At 69.5% G+C, this 19477-nt stretch carries 16 protein-coding genes; 13 read left to right on the forward strand and 3 right to left on the reverse strand.

Annotated features, from left to right (window positions below):
• The 4 genes from ACNFOC_RS24075 to ACNFOC_RS24090 all read left to right on the forward strand — a co-directional run.
• Nucleotides 1–1265 (forward strand): glycoside hydrolase family 16 protein (locus ACNFOC_RS24075; protein WP_416961181.1); only part of this gene is annotated, 1265 nt, incomplete at its 5' end.
• Between the two features lie 409 nt (nt 1266–1674).
• Nucleotides 1675–2508, forward strand: a complete 834-nt coding sequence (locus ACNFOC_RS24080; protein ID WP_416961182.1) for an alpha/beta fold hydrolase — start codon at nt 1675–1677, stop codon at nt 2506–2508.
• Nucleotides 2509–2565: 57 nt separating this feature from the next.
• Nucleotides 2566–2982 carry an organic hydroperoxide resistance protein gene (locus ACNFOC_RS24085; protein ID WP_416961183.1) on the forward strand — a complete coding sequence of 139 codons (417 nt, stop codon included), beginning with the start codon at nt 2566–2568 and terminating at the stop codon, nt 2980–2982.
• A 62-nt stretch (nt 2983–3044) separates the two neighbouring features.
• Entirely contained in the window at nt 3045–4073 is a 1029-nt protein-coding gene (locus ACNFOC_RS24090) for a methyltransferase (RefSeq protein ID WP_416961184.1), read from the forward strand.
• A 143-nt stretch (nt 4074–4216) separates the two neighbouring features.
• Here the strand turns inward: ACNFOC_RS24090 and ACNFOC_RS24095 are convergent, their stop codons facing one another.
• Nucleotides 4217–5116: a helix-turn-helix domain-containing protein gene (locus ACNFOC_RS24095; protein WP_416961185.1), complete on the reverse strand. Its 900-nt coding sequence runs from the start codon at nt 5114–5116 to the stop codon at nt 4217–4219.
• A gap of 146 nt (nt 5117–5262) precedes the next feature.
• Here ACNFOC_RS24095 and tkt point away from each other — a divergent pair, with 146 nt between their 5' ends.
• The 8 genes from tkt to ACNFOC_RS24135 all read left to right on the forward strand — a co-directional run bounded on the left by tkt (nt 5263) and on the right by ACNFOC_RS24135 (nt 15753).
• On the forward strand, nt 5263–7338 hold the full coding sequence (gene tkt / locus ACNFOC_RS24100) for a transketolase (protein ID WP_416961186.1): 2076 nt from the start codon (nt 5263–5265) through the stop codon (nt 7336–7338).
• Nucleotides 7339–7357: 19 nt separating this feature from the next.
• Nucleotides 7358–8503, forward strand: coding sequence for a transaldolase (gene tal, locus ACNFOC_RS24105; RefSeq protein ID WP_416961187.1), 1146 nt, complete (start codon nt 7358–7360; stop codon nt 8501–8503).
• A complete protein-coding gene (gene zwf / locus ACNFOC_RS24110) occupies nt 8500–10125 on the forward strand; it encodes a glucose-6-phosphate dehydrogenase (protein ID WP_416961188.1) in 1626 nt (541 codons plus the stop codon). Before tal ends, zwf begins: the two co-directional genes overlap by 4 nt.
• Entirely contained in the window at nt 10122–11057 is a 936-nt protein-coding gene (opcA, locus tag ACNFOC_RS24115) for a glucose-6-phosphate dehydrogenase assembly protein OpcA (protein ID WP_416961189.1), read from the forward strand. Before zwf ends, opcA begins: the two co-directional genes overlap by 4 nt.
• The gene (gene pgi, locus ACNFOC_RS24120) at nt 11050–12717 is read left to right on the forward strand and encodes a glucose-6-phosphate isomerase (protein ID WP_416961190.1); all 1668 of its coding nucleotides are present in this window, start codon (nt 11050–11052) and stop codon (nt 12715–12717) included. The genes opcA and pgi overlap by 8 nt, the downstream gene beginning before the upstream one ends.
• A 1-nt stretch (nt 12718) precedes the next feature.
• Nucleotides 12719–13594, forward strand: coding sequence for a phosphogluconate dehydrogenase (NAD(+)-dependent, decarboxylating) (gene gnd, locus ACNFOC_RS24125; protein WP_416961191.1), 876 nt, complete (start codon nt 12719–12721; stop codon nt 13592–13594).
• A gap of 7 nt (nt 13595–13601) precedes the next feature.
• The gene (locus tag ACNFOC_RS24130) at nt 13602–14189 is read left to right on the forward strand and encodes a histidine phosphatase family protein (protein WP_416961192.1); all 588 of its coding nucleotides are present in this window, start codon (nt 13602–13604) and stop codon (nt 14187–14189) included.
• Between the two features lie 100 nt (nt 14190–14289).
• Nucleotides 14290–15753 (forward strand): membrane-associated oxidoreductase, encoded by a 1464-nt coding sequence (locus ACNFOC_RS24135; RefSeq protein WP_416961193.1) that lies wholly within the window; start codon nt 14290–14292, stop codon nt 15751–15753.
• Here ACNFOC_RS24135 and ACNFOC_RS24140 read toward each other — a convergent pair.
• Both ACNFOC_RS24140 and ACNFOC_RS24145 read right to left on the reverse strand, forming a co-directional pair.
• Nucleotides 15740–17539 (reverse strand): bifunctional sugar phosphate isomerase/epimerase/4-hydroxyphenylpyruvate dioxygenase family protein, encoded by a 1800-nt coding sequence (locus ACNFOC_RS24140; protein WP_416961194.1) that lies wholly within the window; start codon nt 17537–17539, stop codon nt 15740–15742. The genes ACNFOC_RS24135 and ACNFOC_RS24140 overlap by 14 nt on opposite strands.
• Before the next feature lie 34 nt (nt 17540–17573).
• Nucleotides 17574–18461: a shikimate dehydrogenase gene (locus tag ACNFOC_RS24145; protein ID WP_416961195.1), complete on the reverse strand. Its 888-nt coding sequence runs from the start codon at nt 18459–18461 to the stop codon at nt 17574–17576.
• Nucleotides 18462–18629: 168 nt separating this feature from the next.
• On the opposite strand from ACNFOC_RS24145, the gene ACNFOC_RS24150 reads away from it, so the two are divergent.
• Nucleotides 18630–19295 (forward strand): TetR/AcrR family transcriptional regulator, encoded by a 666-nt coding sequence (locus tag ACNFOC_RS24150; RefSeq protein ID WP_416961196.1) that lies wholly within the window; start codon nt 18630–18632, stop codon nt 19293–19295.
• Nucleotides 19296–19477 lie beyond the last annotated feature (182 nt).

Below are 19477 nucleotides of genomic sequence, written 5' to 3' on the forward strand. Positions count from 1 at the left end.
CGGCAGGCTGGACGCAGGTCTTCCTGGACGACTTCAACGGCTCCGCCGGCACCGGCGTCTCCACCACCAACTGGCAGTACGACACCGGGACTTCATACCCGGGCGGCGCCGCCAACTGGGGCACCGGCGAGGTCGAGACGATGACCTCCTCCACCAACAACGTGGCCCTCGACGGCAACGGCAACCTGCTGATCACCCCGCGCCGGGACGCCGCCGGCAACTGGACCTCGGGCCGTATCGAGACCAACCGCACCGACTTCCAGCCGCCGGCCGGCGGGAAGCTCCGCGTCGAGGCCCGTATCCAACTCCCCAACGTCACCGGCTCGTCCGCGCTCGGCTACTGGCCCGCGTTCTGGATGCTGGGCGCGCCCTTCCGGGGCAACTACCAGAACTGGCCCAGCGTGGGCGAGTTGGACATCATGGAGAACGTCCAGGGGCTCAACACCGACTGGGCGACGGTGCATTGCGGCACCAACCCGGGCGGCCCCTGCAACGAGACGACCGGTATCGGCGGCAACACCGCCTGCACCGGAACCACTTGTCAGGCCGGCTTCCACACGTACGCCATGGAGTGGGACAGGTCGACGAGCCCCGAGCAGATCCGCTTCTACCTCGACGGCGTCAACTTCCATACGGTGAACGCCAATCAGGTCGATGCCACCACCTGGGCCAACGCCACCAACCACGGCTTCTTCATCATCCTGAACGTGGCGATGGGCGGCGGCTTCCCGGACGCGTTCGGCGGCGGCCCCACCAGCGCCACCGACCCGAACCACCCGATGACGGTGGACTACGTCCAGGTGCTCTCGTCCACGGGCAGTGGGAGCGGTACTACGACCCCGCCGACCGGCAGCCGGGACGCCTACAGCGCCATCCAGGCCGAGTCGTACGACAGCCAGTCCGGCACTATCGCCGAGACCACCACGGACACGGGTGGCGGCCAGGACATCGGCTCGATAGCCAACGGCGACTGGGCGCTCTACAAGGGCGTCACCTTCGGCTCCACGGCGGCCACCCAGTTCTACGCCCGGGTCGCGAGCGGTGCGGCGAGCGGGGTCAGCGGTCTGGTCCAGGTACGCCTCGACAGCCCGACCGCGACCCCGGTCGGCAGTTTCGCGCTGGCCAACACCGGGGGCTGGCAGTCATGGAGAACGGTGCCGGCGAACATCAGCTCGGTCACCGGCACCCATGACGTCTACCTCACCTTCAGCAGCGGGCAGTCGGCGGACTTCGTGAACGTGAACTGGTTCGACTTCGGTCACTGAGCCCAACTCACCACGGGGTGAAGGGGCTTCACGCAGAGGCGTGGGGCCCCTTCACCTTTCCCGTGGTGCCGTCGAGGGTGAAGCGGGGCATCCCGGGGAAGCCGGCGCCGGAGCCCCGGACGGGACGAGATCACGACCGGCTTCCTCCCTGCTGCTAGCCCCTTCCTTCCACCGCAGGTCAGCGGTCTACCCCGGCAGAACGGCGTCCGGCGTGCGGTGGACCGTAGTTGACCGGTCGGCTAGCTTCGGTCGTGCGGGGCGGATCAGCCGCTGATCCGGTTCCAGCCCGAACACAGCTCCATCCCTCCGACCGCCTTCGCCGTCGGAGACACGTTCCCTTCCCACCCGGAGTACAGCGATGAACGACAACAACAGCCACAGGGACGGCATTTACCCCTTTCCTACCGGTATGCAGTCACGTGAAATCGACACCAACGGCGCCACGATCCACGTACGCGTCGGCGGGCAGGGGCCGGCGGTCGTCCTGCTGCACGGCTTCGGCACGACGGGCGACATGTGGGGTCATCTGGCCCACGCACTCATCGAGGACCACACGGTCGTCGCGCCCGACCTGCGGGGGCTGGGTCTCTCGTCGAAACCCGACGGCGGCTACGACAAGAAGAACCAGGCGGCGGACGTGTGGGGCGTCCTGGACGCCCTGGGTATCCCTTCGATCGAACTGGTGACGCACGACATCGGCATCATGGTCGGCTACGCGGTTGCCGCCACCCACCCCGAGCGCGTCAGCCGATGGGTGGCGATCGACGCGCCGCTGCCCGGCATCGGCCCTTGGGACCGGATCACACAGGACCCGGCCATGTGGCACTTCGGCTTCGGCGGTCACGACATGGAGCGCTTGGTCGACGGCCGGGAGCGCATCTACCTCGACCGCTTCTGGAACGAACTCTCCGTGGTCCCCGAGCGCTTCGACGAAGCGAAGCGCCAGCACTACGCGGCGCTCTACGCACAGCCCGGCGCCATGCGAGCGAGCTTCGCCCAGTTCCTGGCGTTCGCCCAGGACGCGGCCGACAACAGGAAGTTCCTCGCGGAGGGCAGGCTCCGGATGCCGATCCTGGCCTTCGGCGGCGAAGCCACGTTCGGCCCGGGGATCGGCGAGGTGCTGCGGTGCGTGGCCGACGACGTCGAGGACGCGGTCATCCCGGACTGCGGACACTGGATCACGGAAGAGCAGCCGCAGGCGACGACGGACCTGGTCGTCGGCTTCCTGCGCCGGGCTCGCTGAAGACCGTCCCTCCGTACAGGAACAGCAATTCATCAGTCGAAGGAAGTGGTCGCCATCATGGACGCTGTCTACACCGCGGTCGTCACCGCCAACGGCCGGGACGGCCGCGCCGCCAGCGACGACGGACACCTCGATGTCCGTCTCGCGTTTCCGCCGGCGCTCGGCGGCGACGGCCGGGGCACCAATCCCGAGCAGCTCTTCGCGGCCGGCTACGCGGCCTGCTTCACCAGCACGCTCGGTGTCGTGGGCCGGGTGGCGAAGGTTCCCACCGCCGAGATCTCGGTGACCGCGGAGATCGGCCTCGCCAAGGACGCCACGGACGGCGGCTTCGCACTCACCGCGGTGCTCCGCGTGCAGCTGCCCGAGGCGCTGCGCAACGAGACCGGTCGCAAGCTGGTCGAGCAGGCGCACGCGGGCTGCCCGTACTCCAAGGCCACCCGCGGCAACATCCCGGTCGAACTCGTCGTGGAGTAGCGACCCGCCCCGTATGCAAAGCGATGCACCCCCGCACCGACCCGCAAGTGAAGGAGAGCGACTTGACCACCGTACGACCGTCGGCGGCCCCCCATGACTACGAGCGCATGATGGGGATGGTGACAGGCTTCTGGGTCACCCAGACGGTTCGGGCTGCCGCCCTGTACAACCTCGCGGACCACCTCGCGTCCGGAACCGACACCGCCGAGGCGATCGCCGCCGCGGAATCCACCGACCCCGACGCGACCCGCCGCCTGCTGCGCACCTGCGCCTCCCTGGGCCTGATGACCTCCGAAGACGGACATCACTACACCGGCACGCCCCTGCTGAGCACACTCCAGCAGGACGACCCCCACTCGCTACGACACTTCGCCATCTCCCAGTCCGCACCGGGCCATTGGCTGCCATGGGGCAGGTTTCCCGAAGCCGTCCGGACCGGCCGGCACCAGGTCACCGCGGCGCACGGCGAAGCGAACATCTTCGAGTACTTCGCCAAGCACCTCGACGAGGCATCCTCCTTCACCGAGTCGATGAGCAACCTGTCACGCGCGTCCGCCCTCGACATCGCCGCGGTGCTGGACACGAAGGGCGTCACTCTCACTCTGGACATCGGCGGAGCGGGCGGTGACGTCGTCCGGGCGATGATGCGGGCCAACCCCGAACTCCACGGCGGGGTCTTCGACCTGCCCCACATCGTTCCCGCCGCGGCCGAGGCCGCCAGGGCCGAGGGGCTCGACGGGCGGTTCACCACGGTCGGCGGGGACTTCTTCGAATCCGTTCCGCCGGCGGACCTCTACGTACTCAAATACATCCTGCACGACTGGGACGACGCCAACTGCGTCCGCATCCTGCGGAACTGCCGGGCACAGCTCGCGGAGGGCGGCCGCATCGCCGTCGTCGACCACCTCGTCGGCGATGCCGGCCAACCCGGGCTCGCTCCCCTGATGGATATGAACATGCTCGACATGACAGGCGGCAGGGAACGCCAACTCGCCGAATTCGAGGCCCTGTTCGCCGCGGCCGGCCTGCACCGCCTCACGGTGACTCCGGCCGGAGCGTTCGCGGTCATCGAAGCGCGGGCCACACCGTGACCTCACCGCGTCGCCGTACAAAAAGGCGCGCGAACTCCGCCCGGGCACAGCCGAGTTCCGGCTGACCCGGCCCGAACCCGAGCCCCATCCCGACGCGACCGGGATGGGGCTCCTCCGTTTCCGCGCGGCCCGTCCGCGTCACCTCAGCGCAACTCCGCCCGGAACCCCGCCGGCGTCACATCCGTGTGCTGCTGGAAGAACTTGGAGAAGTTCGCCGCGTCGGGGAACCCAACTGCCGCGCCCACCCGGCCGATCGGCAGGTCCGTGTGGGCCAACAGCCGTTTCGCCTCCAGGACGACCCGTTTGTCGATGAAGCCCTTGGGGGTCTCACCGGTGGCGGCGCGGACCGCGCGGACGAGGGTGCGGCGGGAGTAGCCGAGGGCGTCGGCGTAGGCGCTGACGCTGTGGTTGGTGGCGAAGCCCTTCTCGACGGCGTTCCGGAAGAGGGTGAACGTCGTGTCGGCCTGCCGGGCCGCGTCCTCGGCGGAGCTCGCCGCCAGGTGGGCCAGGCGCAGCAGGAACGCCGTGAGGGAGTGCCGTAGGACCGAGGTGTGCAGGCTGAGCGGGAGCGTCTCCGTGTCCTCGTACTCGCGCTGGAGCTGGCCCAGCGAGGCGCGCAGTGCGGCGAGCCGGGGCTCGTCGGGGTGCAGGACGGGCGGGAGGTCGTAGCGGTAGAGGCCCGTCGCCTCGACCGTGGCGCGCGGGAGGAAGCCTGGCTGCATGGTCAGGACGGTGCCGCGGTACTCGCTGGTGCGGGAGAAGCGGTGGACCTGGCCGGGGCGGATCCACAGGACGTCGCCTGCGCTCACCTCGTACTCGGCGAAGTCGATCATGTGGCGGACCGGGCCGCCGGAGAAGAGCATCACCACATGGAAGTCGATGCGGTGGACGCGGTGCAGGGGTGCGTCGGCGTGCCAGGTGTGGTCGGTGCCCATCGGGCCGACCTGCATGCCGACGCCGCAGACACTCAGATCGACAGGGAAGGGAAACGTTCTGATCACGTCGCCGTCACCGCCGACGTCTTGGATAGTTCTGTCCGTCATGTCCTTCTCGTGCCGCCTCAGCGTCGCTGCCGGTGTCCCACTTTCACCACAGGCTGGCACACCGGCACCTTCCCTCGTAAAAGTCAGACTTTTAGATTTGAAGACGTCCGAGCAGTTCTTCCGCTCTTACCGAGGACTTCTTGAAGATGAACGCGCACACACCTGACAGCTTCGAGTGGACCGATCTCGACCGTCGAGCCGTCGACACCGCCCGTGTTCTGGCCGCTGACGCGGTGCAGAAGGTCGGCAACGGCCACCCCGGCACCGCGATGGCCCTGGCTCCCGCCGCGTACACGATCTTTCAGAAGGTGATGCGTCACGACCCCGCGGATCCCGAGTGGACCGGTCGTGACCGCTTCGTCCTCTCCCCCGGCCACACCTCGCTGACGCTCTACACGCAGCTGTACCTCGCCGGGTACGAACTGGAGCTGGACGACCTGAAGGCCTTCCGGACGCACGGTTCGAAGACGCCTGGTCACCCCGAGTACGGGCACACGGCCGGTGTGGAGACCACGACAGGACCGCTCGGACAGGGTGTCGCCAACGCGGTGGGCATGGCCATGGCCGCCCGCTACGAGCGCGGCCTGTTCGACCCCGAGGGCCCCGAGGGCGAGTCGCCCTTCGACCACACCGTCTGGGCGATCGTCTCCGACGGCGACCTGGAGGAGGGCATCTCCGCCGAGGCCTCCTCCCTCGCGGGCCACCAGAAGCTCGGCAACCTCGTCTTCGTCTACGACGACAACCACATCTCCATCGAGGGCGACACCGCGACCGCCTTCTCCGAGGACGTCCTGAAGCGGTACGAGGCCTACGGCTGGCACACCCAGCGCATCGAGCCCTCCGCCGACGGCGACATCGACACCCACGCGCTGTACACGGCGCTGAGGACGGCGCAGGCCGAGACCGGGCGCCCCTCGATCATCGCGATGCGCACGATCATCGCTTGGCCCGCTCCAAACGCCCAGAACACCGAGGCCTCCCACGGCTCCGCACTCGGCGCCGACGAGATCGCCGCCACCAAGCGCGTCCTCGGCTTCGACCCGGAGCAGTCCTTCGAGGTCGCCGACGAGGTCATCGCGCACAGCCGCAAGGCCCTGGACCGGGGTGCCGAGGCGCACTCCGCGTGGGACAAGCAGCTCGACAAGTGGCGCGGCGCCCAGCCCGAGCGCGCGAAGCTCTTCGACCGGATCGTCGCCGGTCAGCTCCCCGAGGGCTGGGAGCAGTCCCTGCCGGTCTTCGAGGCGGGGTCCTCCGTCGCCACCCGCGCCGCCTCCGGCAAGGTCCTCCAGGCGCTTGGACCGGTCCTGCCCGAGCTGTGGGGCGGCTCCGCCGACCTGGCCGGCTCGAACAACACCACGATCGACAAGACGTCGTCCTTCCTCCCGGAGGGCAACCCGCTGCCGGAGGCCGACCCGTACGGCCGTACGATCCACTTCGGTATTCGCGAGCACTCGATGGCGGCCGAGATGAACGGCATCGCCCTGCACGGCAACACGCGTGTCTACGGCGGCACCTTCCTGGTGTTCTCCGACTACATGCGCAACGCCGTCCGCCTCTCCGCCCTGATGCAGCTCCCGGTGACGTACGTCTGGACGCACGACTCGATCGGTCTCGGCGAGGACGGTCCCACCCACCAGCCGGTCGAGCACCTCGCCTCGCTGCGCGCCATCCCGGGCCTGAACATCGTGCGCCCGGCCGACGCCAACGAGACCACGATCGCCTGGGCCGAGATCCTCAAGCGGCACGCCACGAAGCCCGCCCCGCACGGCCTCGCGCTGACCCGTCAGGGTGTGCCGACCTACGAGCCCAACTCCGATGCGGCGCGCGGCGGTTACGTCCTCAAGGACTCCTCCACCGAGACCCCGGACGTGGTGCTCATCGCGACCGGTTCCGAGGTCCACCTCGCCGTCGAGGCGCGAGAGCGGCTGGAGGCCGAGGGAGTGGGAACCCGGGTGGTGTCGATGCCGTCCGTGGAGTGGTTCGAGGAGCAGTCGCGCGAGTACCGCGACAGCGTCCTTCCGCCGTCCGTGAAGGCCCGCGTTGCGGTCGAGGCCGGGATCGGTCTCACGTGGTACCGGTTCGTGGGTGACGCAGGACGCATCGTCTCCCTCGAACACTTCGGCGCCTCCGCCGATGCCAAGACCCTGTTCGCCGAGTTCGGTTTCACGGCCGAGAACGTCGCCGCAGCTGCCCGGGAATCCCTTGCCGCCGCGCGCGGTTGATCCGATCGCCAGAAAGAAGATGATCACAGTGACCGAAGTGACCGCCACCGCGGGAGCACTCAAGCGCCTGTCCGACGAGGGCGTCTCCATCTGGCTGGACGACCTGTCGCGCAAGCGGATCGAGTCCGGCAACCTCGCCGAACTCGTCGACACCAAGAATGTCGTCGGTGTCACCACCAACCCGTCGATCTTCCAGGCCGCCATCGGCTCCGGCGAGGGTTACGAGGAGCAGCTCGCCGACCTGGCCGTACGCAAGGTGACGGTCGAAGAGGCCGTACGGATGATGACCACCGCCGACGTCCGCGCCGCCGCCGACATCCTGCGCCCGGTGTACGACGCGACCGGCGGGCAGGACGGCCGGGTGTCGATCGAGGTCGACCCGCGTCTCGCCCACCACACGGCGGCGACGATCGCCGAGGCCAAGCAGCTGTCCTGGCTGGTGGACCGTTCCAACGTGATGATCAAGATCCCGGCGACGAAGGCCGGTCTCCCGGCCATCACCGAGGTCATCGGCGAGGGCATCAGCGTCAACGTCACGCTGATCTTCTCCCTGGAGCGCTACCGCGAGGTCATGGACGCCTACCTGGCCGGCCTGGAGAAGGCGAAGGCCGCCGGTATCGACCTGGCGACCATCCACTCCGTGGCCTCCTTCTTCGTCTCCCGCGTCGACTCCGAGATCGACAAGCGCCTCACCGCCCTCGGCACGGACGAGGCCCTCGCCCTCAAGGGCAAGGCGGCGCTCGCCAACGCGCGGCTCGCCTACGAGGCGTACGAGGACGTCTTCTCCTCGGACCGTTGGACCGGTCTCGCGGACGCCGGGGCCAACAAGCAGCGCCCCCTGTGGGCCTCGACCGGCGTGAAGGACCCGTCGTACAAGGACACCCTGTACGTCGACGAGCTGGTCGCGCCCGGCACGGTCAACACCATGCCCGAGGCGACGCTGAACGCCACCGCCGACCACGGCGACATCCACGGCGACACGGTGACCGGCGGCTACGCGCAGGCGCGCGCCGACCTGGACGCCGTAGAGCGGCTGGGGATCTCGTACGACGTGGTCGTCAAGCAGTTGGAGGACGAGGGCGTCGCCAAGTTCGAGGTGGCCTGGCAGGACCTGCTGGACGCCGTCGCGAAGTCGCTGAGCAGCAAGGGGGTCGACGGGGAATGAGCGAGGAACTTCCCGAAACGAAACCGGCCGAAGCAGCCGATGCAGCCGAAGCGGCCGTGCAGGCGCTGACCGTCGAGGAACTCACGGACGCCCTGGCCGCCGACTGGGACAACCCGCTGCGTGACCCCCGCGACCGCCGGCTCCCCCGGATCGCGGGCCCGTCCGGGCTGGTCATCTTCGGTGTCACCGGCGACCTGTCCCGCAAGAAGCTGATGCCGGCCGTCTACGACCTGGCCAACCGCGGCATGCTGCCGCCGGGCTTCTCGCTCGTCGGGTTCGCCCGGCGGGACTGGGAGGACCAGGACTTCGCGCAGGTGGTGCACGACTCGGTGCGCGAGCACTCCCGGACCGAGTTCCGCGAGGAGGTCTGGCAGCAGCTCGCCGAGGGCATGCGGTTCATCCCGGGCGACTTCGACGACGACACGGCGTTCAAGCAACTGCGCGCGGCCGTCGATGAGTTGGACACGTCCCGGGGTACCAGCGGCAACTACGCGTTCTATCTCTCCGTACCGCCGAAGTTCTTCCCGAAGGTCGTCCAGCAGCTGAAGAAGCACGGGCTCGCGACGGCCGCCGACGGTTCCTGGCGGCGCGCGGTGATCGAGAAGCCGTTCGGGCGTGACCTCAAGAGCGCGCGTGAGCTGAACAAGATCGTGCACGAGGTGTTCGACCCGGACCAGGTGTTCCGCATCGACCACTACCTCGGCAAGGAGACCGTCCAGAACATCCTGGCGCTGCGCTTCGCCAACCAGATGTACGAGCCCATCTGGAACCGGTCCTACGTCGACCACATCCAGATCACGATGGCCGAGGACATCGGCATCGGCGGGCGCGCCGGCTACTACGACGGCATCGGTTCGGCCCGTGACGTCATCCAGAACCACCTGCTTCAGCTGATGGCGCTGACCGCCATGGAGGAGCCGATCGCCTTCGACGAGGAGGCGCTGCTCACCGAGAAGCTCAAGGTGCTGAAGTCGGTGCGGCTGCCCCAGGAGCTGGGCGAGCACACGGTGTTCGGGCAGTACGCGGAGGGCTGGCAGGGCGGCGAGAAGGTCGTCGGCTACCTCCAGGAGGACGGCATCGACCCGCAGTCGAAGACCGACACCTACGCGGCCGTCAAGCTGGAGGTCGACAACCGCCGCTGGGCGGGCATCCCCTTCTATCTGCGCACCGGCAAGCGGCTCGGGCGGCGCGTGACGGAGATCGCGGTCGTCTTCAAGCGCGCCCCGCACTCCCCCTTCGACTCCAGCGCCACCGAGGAGTTGGGCCAGAACGCGATCGTCATCCGCGTGCAGCCCGACGAGGGCATGACGGTCCGGTTCGGGTCCAAGGTGCCGGGCACCTCGATGGAGATCCGGGACGTGTCCATGGACTTCGCCTACGGCGAGTCGTTCACGGAGTCGAGCCCGGAGGCGTACGAGCGGCTCATCCTGGATGTGCTGCTCGGCGACGCCAACCTGTTCCCGCGCCACCAGGAAGTGGAAGAGTCCTGGAAGATCCTCGACCCGATCGAGGAGTACTGGGCGCAGAACGGCAAGCCCGCGCAGTACTCCTCGGGCAGTTGGGGGCCTCAGGAGGCGGACGAGATGCTCGCACGAGACGGACGGAGCTGGCGCAGGCCATGAAGATCGACCTGAGCGACACCACGGCAAGCAAGATCAACAAGGCGCTGGTGCAGGGTCGCCGCGACATCGGCACCCCTGCCGTGGGCATGGTCCTGACGATGGTCATCGTCACGGACGAGGAGAACGCCTACGACTCGATCAAGGCGGCCGAGGAGGCCTCGCACGAGCACCCCTCGCGCACCCTGGTCGTCATCAAGCGGCACGCCCGCACCCCGCGGGACCGTACCAACTCGCACCTCGACGCCGAGGTCCGGGTGGGCGCCGACGCGGGTACCGGCGAGACGGTCGTGCTGCGGACCTACGGCGAGGTGTCCGACCACGCCGACTCCGTGGTGCTGCCGCTGCTGCTGCCGGACGCGCCGGTCGTCGTCTGGTGGCCCGGGGACGCCCCCGAGGTCCCGGCGAAGGACCCGCTGGGCGCCCTCGCGCAGCGCCGGATCACCGACCTGTACGCGGCGGCGAACCCCATCGAGGCCCTGGACGCCCGCGCCCGTGCCTACGCGCCCGGCGACACCGACCTCGCCTGGACCCGGCTGACCCCGTGGCGCTCGATGCTGGCGGCGGCCCTCGACCAGGCCAAGGCCAAGATCACCTCGGGTGCCGTGGAGAGCGAGGCCGACAACCCGGCCGCCGAGCTGCTGGCGCGCTGGCTGGAGGCACGGCTGAAGGTGAAGATCGACCGCGTGGTCACCGCCGGACCGGTCGTCACCGCCGTACGCCTGGGCACCGCGGCCGGCGAGGTCGTCATCGACCGTCCCGAGGGCCCGCTGGCGACGCTGTCCCTGCCCGGGCAGCCCTCCCGCACCCTCGCGCTGAAAGTCCGCACGACCTCCGAACTGATCGCCGAGGAGCTGCGGCGCCTCGACGCCGACGAGATGTACGCCATCGCCCTCCGGGCCGAGGGCACCAAGGAGACCCCCTCTCATGTCTGACTCCCCCAAGCTCACCCGGCGACCGGAGTGGGCCGCGCTGGAGGACCACCGCGCGGGTCAACTGCACCCGCAGTTGCGTGAGTTGTTCGCGGCGGACCCGGGGCGCGCGGAGCGGTACGTGGTCACCGTCGGCGATCTGCGCATCGACTACTCCAAGCATCTGATCACGGACGAGACCCTCGCCCTGCTCCAGGAACTGGCCACCGCCACCGGCGTGTTCGGCCTGCGGGACGCGATGTTCCGCGGCGAGAAGATCAACGTCACCGAGGACCGCGCGGTCCTGCACACCGCGCTGCGCGCCCCGCGTGACACGGTGATCGAGGTCGACGGCGAGAACGTCGTACCCCAAGTGCACGCGGTCCTCGACAAGATGGCAGGCTTCGCGAACCGCGTCCGCTCCGGCGAGTGGACCGGGCACACGGGTCGTCGTATCCGCAATGTCGTCAACATCGGCATCGGCGGCTCGGACCTGGGTCCGGCGATGGCCTACGAGGCGCTCCGCGCGTTCACCGACCGCTCGTTGACGGTCCGCTTCGTGTCGAACGTGGACGGCGCCGACCTGCACGAGGCGGTCCGCGACCTGGACCCGGCGGAGACGCTGTTCATCGTCGCGTCGAAGACGTTCACCACGATCGAGACGATCACCAACGCAACGTCCGCACGGACGTGGCTCCTTGAGGGGCTCGGCGGTGACGACAAGGCCGTCGCGAAGCACTTCGTGGCGCTGTCGACGAACGCCGGGAAGGTGTCGGACTTCGGCATCGACACGGACAACATGTTCGAGTTCTGGGACTGGGTCGGCGGACGCTACTCGTACGACTCCGCCATCGGTCTCTCGCTGATGATCGCCATCGGCCCGGACCGTTTCCACGAGATGCTCGACGGTTTCCACCTCGTCGACGAGCACTTCCGCACCGCGCCCGCCGAGTCCAACGCGCCTTTGCTGCTTGGCCTGTTGGGCGTCTGGTACGGCAACTTCTTCGACGCCCAGTCGCACGCGGTGCTGCCGTACTCGCACTATCTCTCCAAGTTCACCGCCTACTTGCAGCAGCTGGACATGGAGTCCAACGGCAAGTCCGTGGACCGGGACGGGAATCCGGTGGAGTGGCAGACCGGCCCGGTGGTGTGGGGCACGCCCGGCACGAACGGGCAGCACGCCTACTACCAACTCATCCACCAGGGCACGAAGTTGATCCCGGCGGACTTCATCGGCTTCGTCAACCCGATCGGTGAACTGAGTGACGGGCTGAAGGCGCAGCACGACCTGCTGATGGCCAACTTCTTCGCCCAGACACAGGCGTTGGCGTTCGGCAAGACGCCGGACGAGGTGCGCGCGGAGGGTGTGCCCGAGGAACTGGTGCCGCACAAGACGTTCAAGGGCAACCACCCCACGACCACGATCCTGGCCCGCGAGCTCACCCCGTCCGTGCTCGGGCAGTTGATCGCGCTCTACGAGCACAAGGTGTTCGTCCAGGGCGCGGTCTGGAACATCGACTCCTTCGACCAGTGGGGCGTCGAGCTGGGCAAGGTCCTCGCCAAGCGCGTCGAACCCGCCCTCACCGAAGGCGCCGACGTGCCCGGCCTCGACTCCTCCACCGCCGCTCTCGTGGCCACCTACCGGACTCTCCGTAGTTCCCAGGATTCTCAGGAAGTGAACTGACATGCAGCTCGGACTGATCGGCCTCGGCAAGATGGGCGGCAACATGCGCGAGCGCATCCGCCGCGCGGGCCACACCGTCATCGGATACGACCGCAACCCCGAGATCTCCGACGTGAGCGACCTGGCCGAGCTGGTCGGCAAGCTCGAAGCGCCGCGCACGGTATGGGTGATGGTCCCGGCCGGCGCCCCGACCCAGTCGGTCGTCGACGAGCTGGGCGAGCTGCTCCAGCCCGGCGACGTCATCGTGGACGGCGGCAACTCCCGCTGGACGGACGACGAGAAGCACGCCGAGGAGCTGGGTGCCAAGGGCATCGGCTTCGTCGACGCGGGTGTCTCCGGCGGCGTGTGGGGCCTCCAGAACGGCTACGCCCTGATGGTCGGCGGCGACGCCGAGAACATCGCGAAGGTGCAGCCGGTCTTCGACGCGCTCAAGCCCGAGGGCGAGTTCGGCTTCGTCCACGCCGGCAAGGTGGGCGCCGGGCACTTCTCGAAGATGGTCCACAACGGCATCGAGTACGCCATGATGCAGGCGTACGCCGAGGGCTGGGAGCTGCTGGAGAAGGTCCACTCCGTCACGGACGTGCGGGAGGTGTTCCGCTCCTGGCAGGAGGGCACCGTCATCCGTTCGTGGCTGCTCGACCTGGCGGTCAACGCCCTTGACGGCGATGAGCACTTGGACAAGCTGCGGGGTTTCGCGGAGGACTCCGGCGAGGGCCGCTGGACCGTCGAGGCGGCCATCGACAACGCGGTGCCGCTGCCCGCGATCACGGCCTCCCTCTTCGCGCGGTTCGCGTCGCGTCAGGAGGACTCGCCGCAGATGAAGATGATCGCGGCGCTGCGCAACCAGTTCGGCGGCCACGCCGTCGAGTCCAAGTAGGCGCGCCGTGGGGGATCTTCTGCTGGTCCGCCACGGCGAGACGGAGTGGAGCGTGTCGGGCCAGCACACCAGCTGGACCGACCTGCCCCTCACCCAGCACGGCGAGGAACAGGCCAAGTCCCTCGCTCCGCTCCTCTCGGACCGGGCCTTCGCTCTCGCACTGACCAGCCCGCTCGGCCGCGCGATACGCACCGCCGAACTCGCGGGCATCACCGGGGCCGCACCCGACCCCGATCTGCACGAGTGGGACTACGGCGCCTACGAGGGCGTCACCACCGTCGACATCCATCGCACCCGCCCCGACTGGTACTTGTGGACCGACGGTGTCCCGCCGGGCCCGGCCGGACACCCGGGCGAGTCCCCGGACGAGGTCGGTGCCCGGGCCGACCGGGTGCTGAAGCGGGTGGACTCGGCGCTCGTGGACGGTGACGTGGTCCTCGTGGCGCACGCCCACTTCCTGCGCGTCCTCACTGCCCGCCGGCTGGGCCTGACGGCGGCGGACGGTCGCCTGTTCCAACTGGCGACCGGCACGGTCAGCCGCCTGTCCACCGAGCACGACCGCCCGGTCATCGCGGAGTGGAACACCCGACCGTAACAACGGCACAACTCCCCGGCCCGGACCGCGCGTTGACGTGCGGTCCGGGCCGGATTCGTCCCCTGTGCCCGGGACCTCCGCGCGGCTAGAGTCCCGCTTGATGGAGATCAACGATCTGACACCGGCCGAGGAACAGGTGTGGCGGGCCTTCCCGTTGGGCGAGTCCGTGGACTTCCGTACGGCGGAGGACGAGGACGTCGCCCTCGGCGGCGACTGGGGGCCCGAACGGACCGTGCGCGCCGAGGTGTTGCGGGCGCTGCTGCTCAACGGGCCTCAGGAAGCGGGCGAGATAGCGTCACTGAGCCTGGAGGGCGCCCGGATCAGCGGGAGGCTCGATCTGCAGTACGCGACGATCGACCACCCGGTGCGGCTGCGGTACTGCCACTTCGACGAGGTGCCCCGCTTCTACGCCTGCCGGCTGCGCGAACTCAACCTCGGCGACTCCGTCCTGCCCGGTCTCACCGCCCATGCGATGCGCGTGGACGGCGTGCTGCGGATGACCCGGTCCCGGTTCCGCGGAGTGGTGCGGCTCGCCGGGGCGAAGATCTCCGGGAGCCTGTTCATGGAGGGCTCGGAGATCATCGCTCCGGACGCCGAGGAGCCGGTTCTCCAGCTCAACCAGGCGGCCGTCGGCGACGATCTCCGGGCCGCCGGCCTGCGCACCCGAGGTCAGATACGGCTCAGCGGCGCGAGCGTCGCCGGGTCGGTCGACCTCAACACGGCGCACCTCTCCAACCCCGGGGACTCCGCTGTCGACGCCGAGATCCTCACCGTGGAGGGCAACGTCCTCGTCCGGGACGCCCGCGTGGAGGGCTGGATGGGCCTGCGCGGCGCCCGGATCGCGGGCCGGCTGGACCTGTCGTACTCGACTCTGTCGAATCCCGGCGGTCCCGTACTGCTGGCGAGCAGCACCACCATGGGGGAACTCTGGCTGCGCGCGAGCCCGCCCATGCAGGGGGGACTCGTGCTGCGCAGCGCCCAGATCGACGTCCTGCTGCTGGAGCCGGAGGTCCTGCCGGAGCAGGTCTTCCTCACCAGCCTCACCTACACCTCGCTCATCCCGCACGAGCCCGCAGACCGCCGGCTGACCATGCTGGAGCGCGACGGCGACGGCTATGTCCCGCACGCCTACGAGGAGTTGGCCGCCGCGTACCGCCGCGTCGGCGACGACTACGCCGCCCGCAACGTCCAACTGGCCAAGCAGCGGCGCCTGCGCGGCACCCTCCGCTGGTACTACCGGATCTGGGGCTACGCCCAGGACACCACCGTCGGCTACGGCTTCCGCCCGCTGCGCGCCTGCGCCTGGCTGCTGTCGCTGCTGGCGATCGGCTCCATCGCCTACGGCCTGCACCAGCCCCCCGCCCTCAAGGCGTCCGAGGCCCCGCACTTCAACGCGGTGTTCTACACGCTCGACCTGCTGCTGCCGGTGATCTCCTTCGGCCAGGAGGAGGCGTTCGCGCCGGTCGGCGGGTACCAGTACCTCGCCTACGCCCTGATCATCACCGGCTGGATCCTGGCCACGACGGTCGTCACCGGCGTGACCAGGACCGTCAGCCGCCAGTGAGGCGCTTCGCGGTGTGCTGGGCGGCCAGCCGCACCGGAGCGTTCTGGGCGCCGTAACCCCGGTAGCCCGGCTCGCGCTGGACGAGTTCGAAGAAGACCCGCCCGACCGTCCGCGTGTAGCAGTGCCGGAACTCGCCGCCCGCGTCCCGGTCGTAGAGGATGCCGAGGTCCTGGTACGTCTCCAACTCGCCCTCGGTGAAGTCGAATCGGGCCGCGAGGTCGTCGTAGTAGTTCGTGGGCATCCGCAGCGGTTGCCCGCCACAGTCGCGGAAGCGGCGGGCCGCGGTGACCACGTCCTCGGTGGCGAGGGCGATGTGCTGGGCGTGGGCGCCGTTCTCGGTCGGGGCCGCGCCGACGCTCAGGGCGATACGGACGCCGCCGTCGGGGGTGGTGACGGCGCGGCTGCGCAGCAGGCCGTAGGGGTCGGCGACGTCGACGCTCTCCTGTGCGTGGAGTCCGAGGACGCTGTGGTGGAAGAGGGTCGCCTCGTCGAAGTGGTGCCAGGGCTGGGTGAGGGCGAGGTGGTCGATGCGCTGGACGCCTGTCCCTGCGGGCAGTTGACCGGTGGTGTCGGTGAAGTCGGCCCGCCAGCCCGGGAGTTCGGGTGTGGTGCGGGCGCAGAAGAAGAGTTCCGTGCCGTCCGGTGCGGCCACGGCGTCGAGTTGGGCGTCACCGGGTGCGCGGCGGCGGGGCAGGACCGGCGCGAGGAGGGCCTCGGCGCGGCGGGCGGCGCCCTCCGGGTCGGGTGATTCGAGGCCGATCGCCGCGAGGGCGGTGCCGTCCCGTCGTAGGGCGGGGCCGGTGTTGACCAGGATGCGGGCCTCGCCCTGCTGCCAGAGGTCCACGGGTTTGCCGTGGTGGCGGGCCGTGCGGGTGAAGCCGAGGGCACCGAGCAGGGCCGAGACGGGTTCCGCGTCGGGTGTGACGAGTTCGGCGAAGGCGATACCCGTGGGGATCACCGGGGCGGGCAAAGTGGCCACGCCGACCGTCTCCTGGAGGACCAGCAGGGAGCGTTGGGCGTCGACCGCCGTGGGGCCCGCTTCCGCTTGCCGGAACACGTCGTTGAAGATCTCCAGCGAGAGCGGGCCGTCGTAGCCCGCGCTCAGGACGTGCCGCAGGAGTCCGGCGACGTCGAAGCCTCCCTGGCCGGGGAAGCAGCGGTAGTGGCGGCTCCACTGGAGGACGTCCATCGCGAGGAGCGGGGCGTCGGCGAGCTGGAGGAAGAAGATCTTCTCGCCGGGAATGTCCGCGATGCCCTTGGGATCGGAGCCTCGGGACAGGATGTGGAAGCTGTCCAGGCAGGTGCCGAGCGCGGGGTGGCCGGCCGCCTCGACGATGCGCCAGGCGTGGTCGTACGTGCTGACGTGCCGCCCCCAGGCGAGCGCCTCATAGGCGACGCGGATGCCGAACTCCTGGGCGAGGTCGGCCAGTTGGCTGAGCTGGGCGGCGGCGAGCGCGTCGTCGTCCTCGGCTAGGGGGGAGACGCTGGAGCAGACGAGGACGGTGTCGGTGCCGAGTCTGCGCATCAGCTCGAACTTGTGCCGGGCGCGGCGCAGATTGCGGGCGAACTCGGCGTCGGGCACCGCTTCGATGTCCCGCATCGGCTGGTAGAGGTCGATGCCCAGGCCGAGGTCGGCGCACCTGGCGCGGATCTCCTCGGGTGTGAGGGGGCTGGCGAGCAGGTCGTTCTCGAAGATCTCGACGCCGTCGAAGCCGGCCCGGGAGGCGGCGGTGAGTTTCTCGGTGAGGGAGCCGCTGAGGGAGACGGTGGCGATGGATGTCCGCATCGGAGTACCTCTCTGGATCGGAGCGGGCACGGCTCTATTTCGGTGCGGAGACGGCACCGGCCAGTTCCGCGATGTCCGCGAGCATCCGTGCGCTGTCGGGTTCCCGGCCGGTGAACAGGCGGAACGCGTCCGCCGCCTGGAAGACGGCCATGCCGCCGCCGTCGAGGGTGGCGCAGCCCAACGCGCGTGCGGTGTTCAGCAGTTGGGTCTCCAGCGGACGGTAGACCACTTCGGCGACCCACAGCCCGGAGTGCAACAGGCGTGGGGGGAAGGGCAGTCCGGGGTGGGCGGCCATCCCGGTGGGCGTGGCGTGGACGAGGCCGTCGGCGGCGGCGAGCAGGGCGGGCAGCCGGTCGGGGGTGGCGCCGACGGCACGCCCCGGCCCGAAGTGGCGGTTCAGGGAGTCGGCGAGCGCGTTGGACCGTTCCGGCAGCGCGTCGACGAGGGTGACGCGCTCGGCGCCGAGGGTGAGGGTGGCGTGCGCCACGGCAGCGCCCGCGCCGCCCGCGCCGAGCTGGACGACGTGTTCCATGGGCGCGTCGGGCAGTCCGCGCGCGAAGGAGGCGGCGAAGCCGGTGACGTCCGTGTTGTGGCCGATCGCGCGGCCGTCCGCCTCGAAGACGACGGTGTTGACCGCGCCCAGCGCCTCAGCCTGCGGGGCTAGCCCGTCGAGGTGCTCGATGACGAGTTGCTTGCACGGGTGGGTGATGTTGAGCCCGTCGAAGCCCAGGTCGCGGGCGGCCCGCACGAGATCGCCGACGGCTTCCGGGCCGACGCCGAGCACGTCGATGTCGATGAGCCGGTACAGGTAGCGCAGCCCCTGCCGGTCGGCCTCGCGTTCGTGCAGGGGCGGGCTGAGGGAGGGACCGATGCCGGAACCGATCAGCCCGACGAGATACGAGTCCTTGAAGACGCCGGCCACGGTGGCCCTCCTGAGCAGCTCACTAATGTACGAACTAGTACGTTAGCTATATCAGCATCGCCCGGCCGCGGGAAGCCCCCGGCCTGGAACCGGCCCGCCCGCCACCGGTCCCGCCTTCTACAATCGACCGCACACCGCGCCCGCGCCCGAAGGAAGCCAAGGAACCCGATGACCAGCGTCGAAGAACCGGCACGACCGAACGGGCGCATCCGTGACGCCGCCCGCACCAAGGCCGAGATCCTCGACGTGGCCACCCACGAGTTCGCCCGGGCCGGCTACGACGGCGCCCGCGTCGACGAGATCGCCGCCCGCACCCGCACCACCAAGCGGATGATCTACTACTACTTCGGCGGCAAGGAACAGCTCTTCACGGCCGTCCTGGAACGGTCCTACGGCGTGATCCGCGAGGCCGAACGAGGCCTGGACGTCGAGCACCTGGACCCGGTCGCGGCCATCCGCCGGCTCGCGGAGCTGACCTTCGACCACCACGAGCAGCACCCGGACTTCATCCGCCTGGTGTCCATCGAGAACATCCACGGGGCCGAGCACATCGCCGCCTCCGAGAAGCTCGGGAGGATCGGCTCGCCCGCCCTCGACGTGATCCGCCGCATCCTGGAGTCGGGGCAGAAGTCCGGCCTGTTCACCGCGGACGTGGACGCCGTCGACCTGCACGCGATGATCAGTTCCTTCTGCTTCTTCCGGGTCGCCAACCGGCACACCTTCGGCGCCCTGTTCGGCCGCGACCTGGTGGCGCCGGAGCAGCGCGAGCACTACCGGACGATGCTGGGCGACATGGTGATCGCCTATCTGACGGCGGAGCGGGCGACGGACTGAGCCGCGAGATCCTTCGGTACGACCTCTTGACACCCGGGAAACGTGAGCGCAACATCCGTAGCCAACCGCTACTAACTACCCAGTGGGTTAATTAGCCGGGCAGCACCGCGGCATCCGGCGCGGCCGTCCCGTCACCCCGCCGTCCCGTCACCCCAGGGATCCGGCACCACTCCCCCGCCGCT

It is taken from the genome of Streptomyces colwelliae, from assembly GCF_048158785.1.
Taxonomy (GTDB): domain Bacteria; phylum Actinomycetota; class Actinomycetes; order Streptomycetales; family Streptomycetaceae; genus Streptomyces.